Genomic DNA, 18,558 nt, shown 5'->3' on the forward strand with positions numbered 1-18,558 from the left:
ACCACTCAGGCGCTGGTGATACTGGCTCGCAAGCTTGCTCGGGTCGTATTCGCCCTGCTGAAAGGACAGAGCGAATATCAACCCAAAGCCGGTTGAGGGCTTCCCCTCAACCATAGAATCTCCCACATATGGATTTCTGCCATACACAAATCCTGTGTTCACCAAAGGTCCCTGTGGGAGCGGGCTTGCTCGCGATGAGGCCAGCACATCCAACATCACCGTCGCCTGACACCCCGCCTTCGCGAGCAAGCCCGCTCCCACATTTGGATTTTCTGCCACACACAATTGCCTGGTGCACCACAGATCCCCTGTGGGAGCGAGCCTGCTCGCGATGAGGCCCGCACAGCCAACATCCTTGCCGACTGATACTCCGCCTTCGCGAGCAAGCCCGCTCCCACATCTGGCACCCACAACCAACGACATGGCACACACGCACACCTGCCGCCCCACCCCCCCGGCGTAGTATCGAGGCCGACCTCTGGGGCACAACCCGCTCCAAAGTGCCCTGCAATGCAACGCTGAACCCCTCCACATCTCACTAAAACAAAAAATCGGCCTTCGGGTCGCGGGAGATTTCTGTGCTCAAGAAAAGTGCGCTGGGCTGGCCAAAGATTGCCGGCCTCGGAATTGCGTTGGTGGTGGCCGGGCAGTTTTCCGGCTGGAACTTCGGGCTGGCGGCCGGTGGCTGGCTGAACATGCTGATCGCCACGTTGTTGATGGCCCTGCTCTGCGGCGGCCTGGCCTTGTGCGTGGCGGAACTGTCCACGGCGTTGCCCAGCGCTGGCGGCGTGTTCGTGTATGCGCAAAGTGCGTTCGGGCCGTTCGTGGGTTATCTGGTCGGCGTCGCCTGTGCCTTGGCGCTGACCATCGGCACCGGGGCGGCAGCGACGTTCATTTGCGCCTATACCGAATCGATTTTCGGCCTCGGTGGCTGGCCGGTGAAGATCGCCCTGTTCGCGGTGATCATCGGCATCCACATGCGCGGCGTCGGTGAGGCCATGGGCCTGACCTTCATTGCCGGCATCATCGCTGTAGTCGCCCTGCTCACCTTTGGCGTGGCCATGGCGCCCCATGTCGAACTGGCCAACTTGCTGAAACTGCCCGCCAACGTCGCCACCCCCGTGAGCCTCGGCGGCATCTTCGCCTGCGTACCCTTCGCGATCTGGTTGTTCATCACCGTCGAGCAAACCGGTTCGGCAGCCGAGGAGGCGCACAACCCCGGCCGCACCATGCCACGGGGCATTCTGGCGGCGATCGGCACCTTGCTGGTGACGGCGCTGGTGGTGCTGGTCTGCGCACCCGGTGCCGGTGGCGTCGAGCTGGTGGGTTCGGCAGGTGATCCGCTGTACGCCGCGATGTCCGGCAACAGCGCCTTCGGTGACGGCTCCTGGCTGGCCAAGGTGATTGGCTGCGGCGCGGTGTTCGGCTTGATCGCTACCCTCTTTTCACTGGTGTTCACCGCGTCCCGGCAGTTGTTCGCCATGGCCCGCGACGGCCTGTTCCCGCAATGGCTGGGCAAGACCGGCAAACGCGGCACGCCCTGGCCGGCGCTGTTGCTGATCGGCGCCATCGGACTGCCGCTGTCCGAAGTGGACCCGGCCACGGTAATGCTCGCGGTCGTGCTGTTGCTCAACGTTGGCTACCTGTTCATCTTCGCCGCGTACCTGCGCATCAAGACCCGCCAGCCTGACCTGCCACGGCCCTTCACCTTGCCCGGCGGCAAACTGGTTGCCTGGCTGGGCCTGGCCCTGACGCTGGTGGTGATCGCCGCCTGCTTCCAGCTCGACCTGCTGATGCTGATCGCCCTCGCCGCGACCTTCAGCCTGTGCATTTTCAACTACCTGCTGCGCAACCGTCGCGCCACCGTCATTGAGGTTCCGGACCATGCCTGAAGACACTCTGCTGCAACGCCGTCATCGCGTACTGGGCAGCGCCTCGCCGCTGTTCTACGACAAGCCCTTGCACCTGGTGCGCGGCGAAGGTGTCTGGCTGTTCGACGTCGACGGTCGTCGCTACCTCGACGTCTACAACAACGTGCCCTGCGTCGGTCACTGCAACCCTCACGTGACCGAGGCCATGCACCGCCAGGCCACCACGCTGAACATCCACACCCGTTACCTGGATGAACAAGTGGTGCGCTACGCCGAACGCCTGACCGCGACCTTCGGCGAGCCGCTGGACACCGCGATGTTCACCTGCACCGGCAGCGAGGCCAATGAGCTGGCCTTACGTCTGGCACGCTTTGCCAGTGGCGGCACCGGCATCATCGTCAGTGACTACAACTACCACGGCAACTCGGCGTCGCTGGCGCAAGTCACCACCGCCCTGCCCTCGCCGGAACCCTTCGCCGCCCATGCCCGCGCCGTGCCGATTCCGTGCCTGTACCGGGCACCGGCCGGCACCACCGAGGCGCAACTGGCCGAGCAATACGCGGCCAACATCGCCGCCGCGATCGCCTCGATGCAAGCCCAGGGCATTCGCCCGGCCGCGTTGCTGATCGACACCCTGTTCGCCAACGAAGGCCTGCCACGGGTGCCGGCCAGTTTCGTCAACAAGGCCGCCGCGCTGATCCGCGCCGCCGGCGGTCTGTTCATCGCCGACGAAGTGCAGTCCGGCTTCGGCCGTACCGGTGATCACCTGTGGGGTCATCAGGCCCACGGTGTGGTGCCGGACATCGTCACCCTCGGCAAACCCATGGGTAACGGCTATCCACTGGCCGGCTTGATCACCCACAAGGCCCTGGTCGAATCCTTCGGTCGCCATGCGATGTACTTCAACACCTTCGGTGGCTCGCCCGTGGCGGCGGCGGTCGGCATGGCGGTGCTGGACGTGATCGAGCAACAGCAACTGCTGAAAAACGCGCAAGACGTCGGCGCTTACGTGCAACAACGCCTGCAGGCGCTGGCCGCCAGGCACTCGATCATCGGCGACGTGCGCGGCAAGGGCCTGTTCTTCGCCATGGAACTGGTGCGCGACCACGCCAGCAAGGAGCCGGCCGGCCTGGAGGCGCGCAAGGTGGTCAACGACATGCGCGAGAACGGCGTGCTGATCAGCAAGATCGGCGCCGGCGACAACATTCTGAAGCTACGCCCGCCGCTGGTGTTCGGCCGCGATCACGCCGACCTGTTTGTCGACACCCTGGACCACGCCCTGAGCGCGATTTGAGGCCCTGCCATGACTGAATTCCACACCCTGCCACACGACCAGCAAGTGGCCCGCCTGCACGAACTGGCGCGCCATGCCCTGCAACAGTGGGACGGCGAGTTCGCCGACATTGAACTGGTGAAGTTTCGCGAGAACGCGGTGTTCTCCGCCCACCGCCACGATGGCCAGCGGGTCGCCTTGCGCATCCACCGCAATGGCTATCACGGCGAAGCCGCGCTGCGTTCCGAGCTGCAATGGATGGAGGCACTGGCCGGCGCCGGCATCACCGTGCCGCAAATCATCCGTGCGCAGAATCAAAGCCACCTGGTCGAAGTCACCCATCAAGCCATCGGCGAGCCGCGCCACATCGACATGCTCGCCTGGCTGCCGGGCGCCACCGCCGGCACCTCGGAGAACGGGGTGCAGGCCGATACCGAAATCGATTTTCTGTTCCGTGAGGCCGGCGCGATTGCCGCGCGCATTCACCTGCATTCGGCGCACTGGCAGCAGCCGGACGAGTTTGTCCGGCACGCCTGGGATGAAGAAGGCCTGATCGGCGCCAATCCGTTCTGGGGGCGCTTCTGGGAGCTGGAACAGCTCAGCGATGAGCAGCGGGAGCTGCTGCAACAGGCCCGGCGCACGGCGCGCAAGGACTTGCGCCAGTACGGCCGGCACCTGGGCAACTTCGGCATGATCCACGCCGACCTGGTGCCCGAGAACCTGCTGATCGAAGGCCCGCGCCTGCGCCTGATCGACTTCGACGATGCCGGGTTTGGCTGGCACATGTTCGAGTTGGCCACTGCGCTGTACTTCTGCCTGGATGACCCGCGCTTTGATCAGATCAAGACCGCGCTGCTCGACGGCTACCACGCGGTCAAGCCGCTGACCGAGGCTGATCGCAAGACCCTGGCGCTGTTCCTGATGCTGCGCGGCACCACGTACCTGGGCTGGATTCACACCCGCCAGGGCACGCCGACAGCGATTGAAATGGCGCCGATGCTGATTGAGCGGGCTTGCTGGTTGGCTCGAGAATATTTGCAGGTCTGATAGACCGCCATCGCGAGCAAGCTCGCTCCCACAGGGATCTTCCGTGAACACAAGAAGTGAGTACGCCAAAAATCCACTGTGGGAGCGGGCTTGCCCGCGAAGAGGCCATCACTTCCAACATCAATGTTGACTGACACACCGCTTTCGCGAGCAAGTCGGATCGCCGCACCGCCGCTCCCACAGGGTCAGCGGCGTTAGGCAGATTCCGGTGAATCCAGCCTGTCCAGCGCCCGATTCACCGCCAACTCCCCCAGCATGATCACTTGCGCGATGCCCAGCAGGGTGTTGCGGTGCGTGCCTTCCAGGAAGCCCGCCAGGTCATTGGCCATGACACTCGCCGAGGCCAGCGATTCGCAGGCGTGGGCCAGCAGGGTTTCGGTGTCGATGTCGGGTTTGATGGTGAACAGTGTGGAGGGTTTGTGCGGGGTGGCCATGATGTGCAGGGCCGGGTTGGGACAAGCGTCGTCTTGCGGTGGATCAGGGGTAACCTTCAACATCGTTCGGTCTCCAGAACTGGAGCCGTCACCGATTCGCTGCTAAACGAATGTAGGGTGGCGGCTGTACGCAGGTTAGCAGACCGGGGAGACACTAAACCGGCGCGCCCGAAGGCGCCCTGCGCACAGCTGCCGTCAAGTGCAGGGATGGGGAATACCTGACTGTTTGGACTGCCAATGCGCCTCGTGTCACCACGGGCTGCTAAACCCGATCACTGGAAATCAGTGATGCGGACCAAGTTACCGATGGCCTCCAAGACGCACAAGCCGGCGGATTCTGGCGTACCTGTAGGCAATGCCGCAAGGTGTTGTAGCTTGCAGGAAGTTACTCCTACAGCCGTTAAACAAGCATTCCAAACTGGCACCGCCATCGCGAGCAAGCTCGCTCCCACAGGGACTTTCAGCGAACGCAACATCTGTGTTCGACTCAAATCCACTGTGGGAGCGAGCTTGCTCGCGATTGAACGATAACGCGGTCTATCAGCAATGCGCGCCGACATGCTCCAGGCGATGGAACAAGCGGTTGAAATACACCAGGCTGTCACGCGGTTCCCGCACCCCGACCTTCGTCAGTTCCACAAACATCACCGAGTGCGAGCCCACTTCCTTGCACTCGCTGATCCGCCCTTCCAATTGCACCAGGGCATCGCGCAGCACCGGCACGTCGGCCGCGCCGTCGTCCCACAGGTCCCAGGCGAAACGCTCGGCCATCGGCACCTTCGTCATGCCGGCGAAGTGCCGGGCCAGTTCTTCCTGCTCGCCGCACAGCACGTTGACGCACAAGTGGCCGTTGGTGCGGAACACGTCGTGGGTGGCGCTGTTGCGGTTGACGCACACCAGCACGGTGGGCGGCGAGTCGGTCACCGAGCACACGGCGCTGGCGGTGATGCCGCAGCGCCCGCCGGGGCCGTTGGTGGTGATGATGTTCACCGCCGCAGGCAGCTGCGCCATGGCGTTGCGAAAATCGATTTGCTGCTGGCTCAGGTCGGCCATGTCGATGCCCCTTCCTTCAGGAGGACCGCCATCTTGCGGCCCGTAGGTGATGGAACAAGACTAAGGCTGCGGGCGCGGCACAACCATTCTGACGATCCCCATGGCGAGGTTGGGTTTCCGCTAGTCGACTAGGTGGTTTCTTTATCGCAAGGGCCGTCCACAGTGGGTATTCTGATGACTGGCTCCAGAAAGACGAGCCGATGCGTGCCGCGCGTTCGCGTGCGAAAACAATAATTAGAAAACTTTCGTGGCAGCCTCCGATGGAAACCCGCAAACCGATTGTTTATATCGTTGACGACGACAAGGACCTGCGCACTTCCCTGGCGTGGTTGCTGGAGTCGGTCAGCGTGCAGGCGCAGTGCTTTGCCGGCGCCGAAGAGTTCCTCAGCCAGTACGACCCCAGGCAGCCCGCCTGCCTGGTGCTCGACGTGCGCATGCCGGAGACCAGCGGTTTCCAGTTGCAGGAAATCCTCAACCAGCGCGGCAGCACCTTGCCGACCATCTTCGTCTCGGCCCATGGCGACATTCCGATGTCGGTCACGGCGATGAAGAACGGCGCGCTGGACTTCGTCGAGAAGCCCTACAACCCGCAACAGATGATCGACCGCATCCAGGCCGCGCTGAAGACCGCCGTGCACGCCCAGGCCGATCAGCAACAGCGTCAGAACCTGCAGGGCAAACTGGCGTTGCTGACCAGCCGTGAACGGGAAGTGCTGATGCTGGTGATCGATGGCAAGGCCAGCAAGGTGATCGCGCGGGAGCTGAACATCAGCGTGAAGACCGTTGACGTGCACCGCACCAAGATCAAGGAAAAGATGGGCGTGACCAGCATCGCCATGCTGGTGCGCGAGGTGCTGCATTTGCCGGTGGATGAGCCGGTGCGGCACTGACCCTCCTCTAATCGACGTCAGGCCGCCATTGCGGGTACATTCAACATCGATGGTGACTGACACACCGCTTTCGCGAGCAAGCCCGCTCCCACAGGTTGACCTCGGCCGGACACAGACTTTGTGTTCACCGAAGACTCAATGTGGGAGCGGGCTTGCTCGCGAAGAGGCCGGCACATTCAACATCAATCGCGGGTGTCAGATCTGGCTATAGCGCTTGCGATAAGCCCCTGGTGACACGCCGAAGCGCGATTTGAAGGCCGACGAGAAGTAGCTCGAATCCGAGAAGCCCCACGCATAACACAGCGCCGACAGCTTCTGCTCGACATCGGCGCGGCGCAGGTTTTCGGCGCAGAAGTCCAGGCGACGATGCTTGATGTACTGCGCCACCACCAGCCCGCGCTTGGAGAACATCCGGTACAGGCCGCGCACGGAAATCCCGACTTCACGGGCGATCAACTCGGGGCACAGTTCCTCGTCGCTGAGGTGTGTGTCGATGAACGCGATGATCTTGCGGAACTGCCGCTCATGGGGATCGGCAGCGCTGTCACGGGCACTGATACCCGGCAGCAACAAACTGGCCAGGGCATCGAGCACGGCCTCGCTTTCCTGCATGTCCAGCCCTTCCTGCTGGCGTGTCTCCAGCACCAGCTTGTTGGCCATCGCCGCCAGCGGACTGCTGGCCGCGATGCGCGTGGCGCAGTTGACGGCATTGAAGTGCGAACCACGCTCGACCACCTGGCGCGGAAGAATCAGCGACAGCTGTCGGCAATCGCCGTGGTAGGTCATGTCGCTCGGACGGCTGGCGTCGATCAGCGCGATGTCGCCACATCCCAGTTGCGCGCGGTTGTCGCCCTGCTCCAGCTGTGAACTGCCACGCATCTGGAACACGGCGTAGTAGTGGCCGTCGCTGCTGGTGCTGACGTCCTTGCTGGTGCGATACAAATGCACGTGCGCCATGTCGACCACACTGAGGTTGATCGCACCGCTGCGGAATTCCGCCAGTTCGCCGTAGAAATCCGTGTCCAGCGCCCGTGCGTCGAAACGCCCGCAGGCCTGGTTCACCTGGCTCAACCAACTTTCGAACGCCTCGTTGCGCACCGTCGATGCTGTAATCATGTCCGCAAAGCCTCACGTTTTTGTTGTTATTTTTTTTCGACCGCTTCATCGAGCGGTTCGTCAAACCGTTGTTTCTGTAGCCATCGCCTCCCTCGACGGCCGCCGGGCGCCCATTCAACAGTCTCCGGCGCATGCTTTCCAGCCTTCCCGAGGCTTAAATGTCCAATACCAGACGAGCGGAAAGCGCCCGTGACACACAGGCGCAGATCTGCTTGTTGGACGCCTTTTCCTTGTTCGACAGGCAGTTGTCGCGGTGTTCCGGTACGCCGTCCAGCACCTCGACGATGCAGGTGCCGCAAATGCCTTCGCGGCATTCGGTGTCGATGTCGCAACCATGGGCCTGCAGCACGTCGACCAGGCTGGCGTCGGCCGGCACGTGCAGCACCACGCCGGAACTGGCCAGCTCCACTTCGAAACCGCCGGCCGGGGCGCTGTTGGCCGCCGGGTCCGCCGCGAAGTGTTCGAGGTGAATGGCCTCATCCGGACGACTGCGCGAAGCCACTGCCACCACTGTGTTCATGAAGGGTGCCGGGCCGCAGGTGTAGACGTGGGCGGCGCTGCCGGCACGCTCCAGGCATTCACTCAACGCTGCGTCGAGATCCGCGGGCTCCACGCCGTAGTGAAACTCCACGTGGTCGGCAAAACGGGTCGCCAACAGCTCGGTAAACGCGGCGTACTGCGCCGAACGGGCGAAATAATGCAGGCGATACGGCTGGCCGCTTTCCGCCAGTTTGTAGGCCATGCTCAGCAGCGGCGTGACACCGATACCGGCGGCGAACAGCAGGTGTTCACTGGCACTTTCATCGAGACGGAACAGGTTGCGCGGCGCGCCCATTTCCAGCTCCATGCCCTCTTCGACCTGCTCGTGCAACGCCAGCGAACCGCCGCGCGACTGCGCTTCTTTCTTCACCGCCACCAGGTAGGCACGGCGATCCTGCGGCGGGCTGCACAGCGAATACTGGCGGGTCACCCCGGTCGGCCCGGTCAGGTCGACGTGGGCACCCGGTTCATAGGTGTCGAGCGGCTGGCCGTCACTGCGCACGAGGCGAAAGGAGCGGATATCCAGCGCTTCGTCGACGATCCTTTCGATCTTCACCTTCATCATTGCATCACCTGAATACACTTGGTTGGGTTTAACACTACGGCCAGATCCAGACCTTGTAGGAGCGAGCTTGCTCGCGATGGACTTTCAGTTACATCGGTGTCGACTGACACACCATCGCGAGCAAGCTCGCTCCTACAAGGATCATTTTCCGGCCATGAAGTCAGCGCATGAACAAGCCGCCGTTGATGTCCCAGCACGCGCCCGTTACGGAGGCGGCGTTGTCGGCGATCAGCAGCAACACGCTGTCGGCGATGAACGCTGGATCGCCGAGGGTGCCGGCCGGGATCATTTTCAGGATCTGCTCCAGACGCTCCGGCGCCACGGTTTCGCGGACCACCGGCAAGTCCAGCGGACCCGGCGAGATGCTGTTGACCGTCACCCCTTGCGGCGCCAGTTCACGGGCGAAGACCTTGGTCAGGGTCGCCACGCCGCCCTTGGCCGCCGCGTAGTGCGCGCCGGTGGCGGTGCCGCCGTTTTGCCCGGCCAGCGACGCGATGTTGACGATGCGCCCGAAGCCACGCTCGGCAAAGTGCGCACCGAACACCTGGCAGGCCACGAAGGTGCCGCGCAGGTTGATCGCCATCGACTCGTCGAACTCTTCTGGCGTGATCTCCATCAGCGCCGCGACTTTCGACACGCCGGCGTTGTTCACCAGAATGTCGGTGCCGCCCCACTGCCCGGCGAGCAGGTCGCGGGCACGCTGGAAGTCGGCCTTGCTGCGCACATCCAGCTCGATGGCCATGGCGCTGGCGCCGCTGCCATCGAGTTGCAAAGCCAGTTGCTGCACGCCGTCGAGGCGCACATCCGCCAGGGCGACGCGATAACCTGCCGCATGCAGACGGCGGGCGATGCACTCGCCCAGCCCGCGCGAAGCACCCGTTACAAGGGCTACTCGACTCATGTGGGTGCCCTCATAAAAGGAAGCCGAGCGCGCTCAGGCTGTCGGTGGAGTTGATCAGGCGCACCACCTTGCGTTCCAGGGCCGGCACGCCGTCGGTGAAGCGGATGCGGTGGTTCAGCTCGGCCACGAATGGCGTGTGCACGCCGCGCTTGTAGGCGTACAGCAACTGCGCGGAATTCACTTCGACGATGTCACCGGCCGCTTCCACCAGACGGAAACGCGAGACGGTGCGAATGGTTTTCGCCGCGTCCACCGCCGACGGCGAGAAGCCGGCGCTCAGGCGTTCGATGCGCAGGGCACGCATGCGTGCATCGTCGTAGGCGTAATTGAGGGTCGCTTCGAAATCTTCGGTATCCGGGTCGATCGGCACGATGTACTTGCCGCTGTCGCTCCACAGGGTCGCCCATTCGGCATAGTGCTTGTGGTCGAGCAGCTCGGCTTCGCGCCAGATGAATTCGATGGCCTGGGCCAGGGGACCTGCAAAACCGTTCAGGGTGTCGTGATTGCTCATTGGCTCATCATCCTTTTCCACATGTCGTAGGCACCGCGCATGCCGCCTTCGTCGGTGGCGTGGCTGACCTTGTCGCCGTTTTCAGCGGTGATTTCGCGGTTCAGGCCGCGGTTGACCAGGATCGGCGCGTCGACGCCGGCATACGAGCCGCGCTGCACGCGGTCCCAGGCTTCGGCATCGTCAGGGCTGCCGAAACCGAACGGGCCCTGGAAGTGTTCGTGGATGCGCATGCGTTCGCGGTTGGCGATTTCCGGGCCGCCGTCCATGCCGAGAGCCACGTGACGGATCTCGGTTTCGGTGACCGACACCGGACGCAGCACGCGGAAGAACGACATCGACATCGCCACGTTGGGGAACAGGTTCAGGTTGAAACCGGCGCCGTGCAGCGAACGCACGATGCGACGCACCTGATCGGCCGGCAGGGTTTTCGACAGCTCTTCGGTGACGTGGGCGAAGCGTTCCTGCAACTGTTCGGTGCCGTCGTCGTGATCCAGGTCGACGTGCTCCGGCACCATCACCATCACGCTGTGGCCGTTGCCCAGGGAGTGGGTCACGGCTTGTTCGTCGGTCATGAACGAGAGCATTTCCGAGGTTTCTTCGTCCACCGACGACATGAACGACTTGTGCACGATCGGGAAGTGATAACCGTCGGTGGTGTTTTCCAGCTGGATCTTCCAGTTGCCCTTGAAGCTGAACTTGTGTTCACCCTGGGTCTTGATCGGGTAGCCGGCGCCCTGCTTCATGAACAGGTCCATCCAGTGTCTGGCGCCGCCGAGGAAGTCTTCCAGCGGTTCGATCTCGTCGTTGTAGCTGGCGAAGACCATGCCGGCGTAGCTTTCGACGCGCAGGCTGGTCAGCGGCAGTTCGGACTTCTCCAGGATGCCTTCGTAACCGTCCGGATACGGCAGCGCCCGCAGCTTGCCGTCCAGGCCATAGGACCAGCTGTGGTACGGGCAGGTGAAACCGGTGGCGTTGCCCTTGTGCTTCTCGCACACGGTGGCGCCACGGTGCCGGCAACGGTTTTCCAGGACGTTGATGGTGTTCTTCTTGTCGCGCACGACGATCACCGGGCGACGGCCGATGGTGGCGGTCTTGAAGTCGCCTGAGTTGCGCACCTCGCTTTCGTGGGCCACCCACACCCAGGTGCGGTAGAAAATCTTTGCCAGCTCGGCTTCGAACAGCGCCGGGTCGTTGTACAGCGAGACGTCGACGCGGTCGTGACTGACCAGGTCTTCGGGGCTTTTCGACGTTGCGATCAGCCGGTATTCATGAGTGCTCATGCGGTTCTCCTCATGGCTTCTTTTCAGATTTGGGTTGTAGAGGCTTGAAGTTGCGCACCAAAGGCGCAGACCAGCTCGTCCTGACCTTTGCGGCCGACGATTTGCAGGCCGACTTTCAATCCGCCGCAATCGAGTTCCACCGGCACCGTCAGCGCCGGGTGGCCGCTGAGGTTGAAAGGCCGCACCAGTGGGGTCATGCCAGCCACGGCCTTGCTGCCGGCGCGGGCTTCGCTGAGGGTTGGCGGCAAGGTCGGCAGCGTCGGCAACAGCAACACGGCAAAGTCTTCCAGCGCCGCATCCACCTGTTGGGTGAAACGCCTGCGCACGGCCTCTGCCTCTGCGAGCTCTTCACGCGTAGTACGGCTGGCCGCCAACAGGCGTGTCTCGACATCGGCGCCGATCAGGCCTTTGCCGGTGAGATGACCGAACGCGGCCCAGTTTTCAAAATTGATCACGGTCAGGCCGGCGGCGAACGCGGCTTCGAATTCGCTCAGGTGCAGGTGGCTGCGACGCCATCCGGCGCGGTCGGCAGCGGCACCGAGACTGGCTTGCAGGTGCGCGTCACAGGCCACGTCGAGGAAGCCGACTTTCGCGCCGTCTGCGGGCAGTCCCTGCACGCCAAAGCCTGGGCAAATCACCTGCATGGCGGCGATCAGATCGTCCATGGACCTGGCGAACGGCCCGACGCAATCGAGGCTGGACTCCAGCGGATGCGCACCGATACGGCTGACACGGCCATAGGTCGGCTTGAGCCCGGCGATACCGCAGCACGCCGCCGGCACCCGCACCGAACCTCCGGTGTCGGTGCCGATGGCGATGTCCGCCAGGCCGGCGGCGACAGCCGAGGCCGAGCCGCTGGAGGAACCGCCCGGCACCCGGTCCGGCGCCTGCGGGTTCACCGGTGTGCCGGTCCAGTCGTTGATGCCGGTGACGCCAAAGGCCAGTTCATGCAGGTTGGTCTTGCCGACGATCTGCCAGCCGGCGTCGAGGATCGCGTCAACCACTGCGGCGTTTTTCGTGGCAGCAGGTGCATCGGCGAAGGCACGGCTGCCCGAGCGGGTCGGGTGGCCGGCGATGTCGATGGAGTCCTTGATGGCGACGCGCTTGCCGTTGCCACCGAGGAGGAATTCGCTGATGAACGTACTCATGTGCCCGCTCCCAAGGTGAAGAGCTCCGTGTTGAACAGCCGTTTCGTGCGGAAATGGGCGATCAGCCAGGTGCCGTCGACGCAGCGGAAATCGATGTTCAGCCGCGTGCCGAACAGCTCGCTGCGACCATCGGCGTAGGTGGAGATCTGCTGCATGATCCACTGCCCTTGCGCCGTGCTGCCGTCGACGCTGATCGACTCGCTGGTGAGGTAATGCAGGTTCAGCCGAAAGTGCTCGGACGGCGGCAAATAGCTGCCGACAAACGCTGCCACGGCATCACGCCCACGGTGTTGGCCGAAGGTCTGCGCGGTCTGGCTGCCGACGCCTTCCCAGATCGCATCGATGCAGAACAGCTCAGCCAATTCGCTGACATGGGTAAGCGCCCTCGGCACATCGCACAGGTCCATGTAGCGCGCCATCAGGCGGCGCACCGCGCTTTCCCCTTCGAGCGTCTGAAGACGCTGCAGCAAGGCCTCGTTCATGGCTTACACCCTGGCCGCGTCAGGGATGGTCAGCGGGCGACCGATGCGCGCTTCGACCTTGGCGTAGCGCCACAGGCTGTACTCGCCCACCGGCGTGGTACGAAACAGGTTGCAGGCGTCGATCACCGACTGGTGGCAGTCGACGTCGGCCATGATGTACACGGTCCAGGGTGAGGTAGTCGACGGGCCGACCATCAGGCGGTCGTCGTCCATGGCTCCAAGCACGGTGATGCCGGGCATGGCACCGAGGGAGCCCATCATCTGGCTGAAGCCCTTCCACACGCTCAGGCCTTCGCCGGTGGGCAAGTCGAAAAAGTTCTGGGTGATGCCGATGCAGAAGACGACGCGCAACGGTTCCTGGGTAGCTTGGGACATGCTGTTGATCCTTGAAAAAAGTAATGAAAAATCAGATGTAGCCCGGGAACGGCGGTACGCCGAGGAACACCGAGCCGGCGCCGTCGTACAGCCCTTCGCTGAGGAAGGCGTGCTGGGTCACCACCATCGAGTCACGCAGGTAGCGTTGCAGCGGATGACGCAGGTAAATGGCGGTGGTCCCGGCCAGGCTGTAGGCGCTCTGCACCACCTCGGCACCCGCCTGGGAGACATGGATCGCCGACAGACGCAGCAGGCTGGTCTGCTCCGGCGTGACCGGGTTGCCGGCCAGGATCGAGTTCCACACCTGCTCGGTGGCGTTGTAGAAGAACCCCCGTGCGGCCATCAGCTTGGCTTCGGCCTTGGCGATCTCGATGCGCACGTAAGCGCGGTCGGCCATTTTCGGCGCACCGGTAATGCCGCCGGCCCCGGCCATGCGACTGATTTCATCCAGCGCTGCACGGGCCAGGCCGAGGTTGACCACGGCCAGCACTTGCGCGGCGTAGGCGATCGACGGGTAGCGGAACAGCGGTTCGTCGATGGTTGCAGCCCCGCCACGGATGAAGGTCCAGCGGTCCTCGACGAACTTGTCGGTGACACGCAGGTCATGGCTGCCGGTGCCCTTGAGGCCGACCACGTCCCAGTTCTCGACGATTTCGACCTGGCTGGCCGGGAACACCGCCGTGCGCGGTTTGCCGCCCGCCGCACTGGCGCCGATGCCGACACCCAGCAGGTCCGCGCCTTTGCTGCCGCTGGCGAACTTCCAGGTGCCGTTGACCTGCCAGCCGCCTTCCACCGCCTCGGCTGGCTGCAGCGGGAACAACCCGCCGGCGAACACCAGGTCCGGGCTCTGGGCGTAGATTTCAGCCAGGGTTTGCGGCGGCAAGGCCGCCAGGTAGACACCGGCGCTGCCGAAGCTGGCGACCCAGCCCGCCGAGCCGTCGGCTTCGGAGATGCGTTCGATCATGTGCAGGAACAGCGCCGGCGCCAGGGCGTCGCCGCCGTAGCATTTCGGCGTGGCGGCGCGATAGATACCCAACTGCTTGAAGCGCTCGATCATGTCCCGAGGCACGTGGGAGCCGGCGTCGAATTCTTCGCGGCGTTGGCGAACCTCATCCAGCACCTGCTCAAATAGCTGACTCTCGACCATTGGCACGACCGGGCCGGACACAGGGTCTTGTTGCGCGACAGCTGAACGCAGCATGGGCTAGTTCTCCGTTTTGATTATTGTTAGAGGGCTCCACCGCTCCTTGTAGGAGCGAGCTTGCTCGCGATGGTCGTCAACGATGACGCTGGAAACCTGGCACCCCGTGGCGCTCTCAGGTTCATCGCGAGCAAGCTCGCTCCTACAAGGGTCGGGTCGTTGCCCTTGCATTGGAGGCCAGTGTAAAAACCGCATCCGCCCGCCACTATTGGTGCGTGCAGCCCCCTCGCTAAAGAAAACCCCTAGGTCCACGCCGGTTACCTCTGAGCGCATCGCGCTGTGCGAGCCGGTATAAAACGCCATACTGCAAATCTCTGCCGCCAGGGGCCGTGCGATGTACCTGCCAAAACCGAACGACTTTTTTGCCCTGATCGAAGCCATGCCGCTGTGCATCATTCTTCATGACGCGCACACCAAGGAGATTCTCTGGGCCAACGCCGCTGCCCTGGCGGCGCTGGGCTTTACCCTGGAGGAACTGACGCCGCTCAAGGCCCCGGACATGACCCGCGATGCGCCGAAGTACCGACGTTCGGTAGGCTTGCGCTGGCTCGAAGGCGCGGCGCGCACCGGGCAACGCGCCATCGAGTGGTGCTATCGCTCCAAGCAAGGGGTGGAGATTCTGTCCGAGGCGGTGGCGACCCTGGTGCACCTGGACGGTCGCGACGTGTTGATGGTGCAGTTCCGCGACATCTCCAAAGAGGACAAGGTCAAGCGCGACCTCAAGCGTTTCGAAAGCCGGCTCAAGGCCTTTATGCAGGACCTGGCCGAAGGCGTGGCGGTGCTCGGCCCCGAGGGCGACATCCGTTTTATCAGCGACTCCGGCGCGCACCTGCTCAACAGCGAAGTGCACCAGCTGATGGGCAAGAACTTCCTGGCCTGGTGCGACGACGCATCCGGCCAGCGCCTGCTGCAACAACTTGCCCATGAAACGCCGGAGCACGCGCCGTTCAACGTGCATTACAAGGTGCAGCGCCGGGATGCCGAGTGGCGTTGGCATGACGCAACCTGCCGCTACATCGAGATCGAGGATGATCTGGTCGGCCATCTGCTGCTGTTCCGCGATGTCACCGAGCAGGTCCAGGCCGAGGAAGCGCGGCGGGTCAGCGAGCAGAAGCTCGAGTACCTGGCGCGCTACAACGCCATGGGCGAAATGGCCGTGGCCATCGCCCACGAACTGAGCCAACCCTTGGCCGCCACCCGCAACTTCATTGAAGGCACGATGATTCGCCTGGGCAACGCCGGCGAAACCGATCAAGGCGTCGCCTGGGGTTTGCAAAACGCAGTGCGGCAAATCGAGCATGCCTCGGTGATCATCAAGAGCGTGCGCGATTACGTGGTCAAGCTGGAGCAATCCGAACAGCGGGTCGACCTTAATGAGCTGCTGCGCGAAACCCGCTACTTCATCAGCCTGCGCGCCGATCCGAGCCGGGTGCGCGTGGAAATCATCGCCTCGCCCGAACCGCTGATGGTGAGTTGCGAGAAGGTGCTGATCGGCCAGGTGATCCTCAACCTGGCCTTCAACGCCATCGAAGAAATGGCCGACCTGCCGGCCGAACGGCGCGTGTTGCGTATCCATGCCAGCCGCGACAACGAGGTGGCCCTGGTGCGCATCGAAGACTGCGGTCGCGGCATCCAGACCCAGGCGCAGGAGAAGCTGTTCGACGGCTTTTTCTCCTCCAAGGTCAGTGGCAATGGCATTGGCCTGGCGCTGTGCAAGAACATCATCGGCCGCCACCGTGGCGATATCTGGGCGCAAAACCTGGCGCCGTGCGGCGCTGTTTTCAGCTTTTCCCTTCCCCTCGCCTGACCAGCACAACTCCTCTGGTCTGACATACACAAACCCTGTGGCGAGGGGGCTTGCCCCCGTTCGGTGGCGAAGCCGCCGCAAAACCTGCTGGCATGGTGTGACTGGAAAATACTGGGGCCGCTTCGCGACCCAACGGGGGCAAGCCCCCTCGCCACAAGTGCAGCGTCGCCCTCCCCCTCTCAGACCATTCAACCCCCTGCTTTATCACCTTGTGCAGCCAGTTTCATGACACTGGCACAGACACACAAACACTTGGCAGGCAGGGCAATTCTCCTGATCGCCGGGCACGGCAGAATCAAAGGGTAAAAATCTGCCAAAGCACCCGCGATCCGCGTTACCAACAATTCAGGAAGTTCCCCTTATGCGAACAAACAGGATCTCCGTACAGTCAGCGCTTGGCCTGAGCCTGCTTGTACTCGGTTTGAACAGTGCCCGCGCGGATTTGCCCGCCGGTACGATTGGCCAGACCGTTCTGGCGTTTCCACCCGAAGCTCACCGCGCGTTTGTCATCGACGTCGAGTTCGACAGTTTCGTCGCTGGCCGCGTGACCGTGGTCGACCCGGACCAGAAGCGCATCCTCGGCATGGTGCCGACCGGTTTTGCCGCGCCGTCGACCCTCAGCCATGACAAGAAGACCCTCTACAGCGCCGACATCTGGTATTCGCGCGGCACCCGCGGTACCCGTACCGATGTGCTGACCGCATGGGACAGTTCGACCCTGTCGCCGGCCTGGGAAGTGCTGATTCCGAACAAGCGCGCCGAATCGCTGACCCAGCGTTATGCGCTCAAGCCGAGTGGCGACGACAAGTTCGTCTATGTCTACAACTTCACGCCGTCGACCTCGGTCACTGTGGTCGACACCCAGGCCAAGGCCGTTGCCACGGAAATCGCCATTCCCGGTTGCGTGCTCAACTACCCGATCGGCAACCGCCGCTTCGCCTCGCTGTGCGGCGACGGCAGCCTGCAAGTGGTGACCCTCAACGATCAGGGCCAGGAAACCGCGCGCAGCCGCACGCCGTTCTTTGATCCGAACGCGGAAAAACTGGTAGAGCGCGCGGTCAACGTCGGCGACACCTACTACTTCACCACCACGACCGGCACCGTGCGCCCGGTGGATTTCGCAGGTAGCGCGCCGAAGATCCTGCCGTCCTGGTCGCTGGTTACCGACGAAGAAAAGAAGGCCGGTTGGGCACCGGGTGGCTGGCAGTTGATGGCCGTGGCACCGAAGCTGGACCGCCTGTACGTGCTGATGCACGACGCCCACGAAGCCATGAAGTGGGAAGACCCGAGCCCGCTGATCTGGGCGTTCGACCTCAAGACCCACAAAAAGGTAGCGACCCTGGAAGCCCCGGTTCCGGTGTGGAGCATGCAGGCCACCGGCGACGACAAGCCGCTGTTGCTCGGCACCGATGTGGAAGGCGGTTTGCAGATTTTCGATCTCAAGACCAACAAGCTCACCGGCAGCATGCCGAAAGTCGCGAAGACCGCGACTCAGGTCCTGAGCTACTGAGAGGTTCGGCCATGCACACAGATCCGATCTTCATCATTGCCAGCGCCATTGCCATCGCGGTGTTGCTGGCCAGCGCCGCGACCCACAAGTTGCGCGCGCCGGCCCGCTTCGCCCGGCAACTGGCGGACTACCAACTGCTGCCCCAGGCGCTGGTGCGCCCGACGGCACGGCTGGTGCCGCTGCTGGAACTGGCCATCGCCTTTGCCCTGCTGGTGCCGGTCAGCCGTGGTTACGCCGCAATAGGCGCGGCCAGCTTGTTGGCGCTGTACGCCGCCGCCATCGGAATCAACCTGTGGCGCGGTCGCGCGGACATCGACTGCGGTTGCGCCGGCCCCGACCAGGCACAACCGCTGCGCCCGGTCCTGCTGGCGCGCAACAGCGCACTGGTGCTGCTTGCGCTGGTGGCCAGCGTGGCGCCGGCGGTTCGCGACCTCAACCTGTTCGATGGTTTCGTGACCCTGGCCGCCGCCGCGGTCGCGTTGCTCATCTACGCCGCGGCCGATGGCTTGCTGGCGAACTCCCCTCTTCTGCTCAAATTGATTGGTAGGTAATCG

The 18,558-nt window shown here is 63.5% G+C and carries 18 protein-coding genes and 2 pseudogenes; 9 read left to right on the forward strand and 11 right to left on the reverse strand.

Annotated features, from left to right (window positions below; translation table 11 throughout):
* The 4 genes and pseudogenes from BSF40_RS33340 to BSF40_RS30525 all read left to right on the forward strand — a co-directional run.
* Positions 1–96: pseudogene (locus BSF40_RS33340) on the forward strand (IS110 family transposase); the annotation flags it as partial.
* Positions 97–578: 482 nt separating this feature from the next.
* Complete coding sequence (locus tag BSF40_RS30515) at positions 579–1,892, forward strand: amino acid permease (protein ID WP_095968157.1); 1,314 nt, start codon at positions 579–581, stop codon at positions 1,890–1,892.
* Positions 1,885–3,165, forward strand: a complete 1,281-nt coding sequence (locus BSF40_RS30520; protein WP_007978154.1) for an aspartate aminotransferase family protein — start codon at positions 1,885–1,887, stop codon at positions 3,163–3,165. The genes BSF40_RS30515 and BSF40_RS30520 overlap by 8 nt, the downstream gene beginning before the upstream one ends.
* 9 nt (positions 3,166–3,174) lie before the next feature.
* Positions 3,175–4,191, forward strand: a complete 1,017-nt coding sequence (locus tag BSF40_RS30525; RefSeq protein ID WP_095968158.1) for a phosphotransferase enzyme family protein — start codon at positions 3,175–3,177, stop codon at positions 4,189–4,191.
* A gap of 194 nt (positions 4,192–4,385) precedes the next feature.
* Here BSF40_RS30525 and BSF40_RS30535 read toward each other — a convergent pair whose 3' ends face one another.
* Positions 4,386–4,688 (reverse strand): DUF6124 family protein, encoded by a 303-nt coding sequence (locus BSF40_RS30535; protein ID WP_095968159.1) that lies wholly within the window; start codon positions 4,686–4,688, stop codon positions 4,386–4,388.
* Between the two features lie 477 nt (positions 4,689–5,165).
* The gene (hpaC, locus tag BSF40_RS30540) at positions 5,166–5,678 is read right to left on the reverse strand and encodes a 4-hydroxyphenylacetate 3-monooxygenase, reductase component (RefSeq protein ID WP_095968160.1); all 513 of its coding nucleotides are present in this window, start codon (positions 5,676–5,678) and stop codon (positions 5,166–5,168) included.
* A gap of 260 nt (positions 5,679–5,938) precedes the next feature.
* Between hpaC and BSF40_RS30545 the strand changes: the two genes are divergently transcribed.
* Positions 5,939–6,568: a response regulator transcription factor gene (locus BSF40_RS30545; protein WP_007978139.1), complete on the forward strand. Its 630-nt coding sequence runs from the start codon at positions 5,939–5,941 to the stop codon at positions 6,566–6,568.
* Between the two features lie 195 nt (positions 6,569–6,763).
* Here the strand turns inward: BSF40_RS30545 and feaR are convergent, their stop codons facing one another.
* From feaR to BSF40_RS30590, 9 genes are all read right to left on the reverse strand, one after another.
* The gene (gene feaR, locus BSF40_RS30550; protein ID WP_095968161.1) at positions 6,764–7,684 is read right to left on the reverse strand and encodes a transcriptional regulator FeaR; all 921 of its coding nucleotides are present in this window, start codon (positions 7,682–7,684) and stop codon (positions 6,764–6,766) included.
* A 154-nt stretch (positions 7,685–7,838) separates the two neighbouring features.
* Complete coding sequence (locus BSF40_RS30555; RefSeq protein ID WP_095968162.1) at positions 7,839–8,789, reverse strand: PDR/VanB family oxidoreductase; 951 nt, start codon at positions 8,787–8,789, stop codon at positions 7,839–7,841.
* 160 nt (positions 8,790–8,949) lie between these two features.
* Entirely contained in the window at positions 8,950–9,690 is a 741-nt protein-coding gene (locus BSF40_RS30560; RefSeq protein WP_095968163.1) for an SDR family NAD(P)-dependent oxidoreductase, read from the reverse strand.
* A gap of 10 nt (positions 9,691–9,700) precedes the next feature.
* Positions 9,701–10,201: an aromatic-ring-hydroxylating dioxygenase subunit beta gene (locus tag BSF40_RS30565; RefSeq protein WP_095968164.1), complete on the reverse strand. Its 501-nt coding sequence runs from the start codon at positions 10,199–10,201 to the stop codon at positions 9,701–9,703.
* Entirely contained in the window at positions 10,198–11,481 is a 1,284-nt protein-coding gene (locus BSF40_RS30570) for a Rieske 2Fe-2S domain-containing protein (RefSeq protein ID WP_095968165.1), read from the reverse strand. The genes BSF40_RS30565 and BSF40_RS30570 overlap by 4 nt, the downstream gene beginning before the upstream one ends.
* 23 nt (positions 11,482–11,504) lie before the next feature.
* Complete coding sequence (locus tag BSF40_RS30575; RefSeq protein WP_095968166.1) at positions 11,505–12,629, reverse strand: amidase; 1,125 nt, start codon at positions 12,627–12,629, stop codon at positions 11,505–11,507.
* A complete protein-coding gene (locus BSF40_RS30580) occupies positions 12,626–13,111 on the reverse strand; it encodes a nuclear transport factor 2 family protein (RefSeq protein ID WP_095968167.1) in 486 nt (161 codons plus the stop codon). Before BSF40_RS30580 ends, BSF40_RS30575 begins: the two co-directional genes overlap by 4 nt.
* A gap of 3 nt (positions 13,112–13,114) precedes the next feature.
* Positions 13,115–13,486, reverse strand: coding sequence for a hypothetical protein (locus BSF40_RS30585; protein WP_007978123.1), 372 nt, complete (start codon positions 13,484–13,486; stop codon positions 13,115–13,117).
* Positions 13,487–13,517: 31 nt separating this feature from the next.
* Positions 13,518–14,687 (reverse strand): acyl-CoA dehydrogenase family protein, encoded by a 1,170-nt coding sequence (locus tag BSF40_RS30590; RefSeq protein ID WP_095968168.1) that lies wholly within the window; start codon positions 14,685–14,687, stop codon positions 13,518–13,520.
* A gap of 69 nt (positions 14,688–14,756) precedes the next feature.
* Here BSF40_RS30590 and BSF40_RS33345 point away from each other — a divergent pair.
* The 4 genes and pseudogenes from BSF40_RS33345 to BSF40_RS30605 all read left to right on the forward strand — a co-directional run.
* A pseudogene (locus tag BSF40_RS33345) lies at positions 14,757–14,834 on the forward strand (outer membrane lipoprotein carrier protein LolA); the annotation flags it as partial.
* Between the two features lie 187 nt (positions 14,835–15,021).
* Positions 15,022–16,494, forward strand: coding sequence for a sensor histidine kinase (locus BSF40_RS30595; RefSeq protein WP_095968169.1), 1,473 nt, complete (start codon positions 15,022–15,024; stop codon positions 16,492–16,494).
* Between the two features lie 361 nt (positions 16,495–16,855).
* Positions 16,856–18,004, forward strand: a complete 1,149-nt coding sequence (locus tag BSF40_RS30600; protein WP_095968170.1) for an amine dehydrogenase large subunit — start codon at positions 16,856–16,858, stop codon at positions 18,002–18,004.
* An 11-nt stretch (positions 18,005–18,015) separates the two neighbouring features.
* Positions 18,016–18,555 carry a MauE/DoxX family redox-associated membrane protein gene (locus tag BSF40_RS30605; RefSeq protein WP_095968171.1) on the forward strand — a complete coding sequence of 180 codons (540 nt, stop codon included), beginning with the start codon at positions 18,016–18,018 and terminating at the stop codon, positions 18,553–18,555.
* Positions 18,556–18,558: the final 3 nt, after the last annotated feature.

This window comes from Pseudomonas sp. ACN5 (genome assembly GCF_002303975.1).
In the GTDB taxonomy this organism is placed as follows: Bacteria; Pseudomonadota; Gammaproteobacteria; order Pseudomonadales; family Pseudomonadaceae; genus Aquipseudomonas; species Aquipseudomonas laurylsulfatiphila.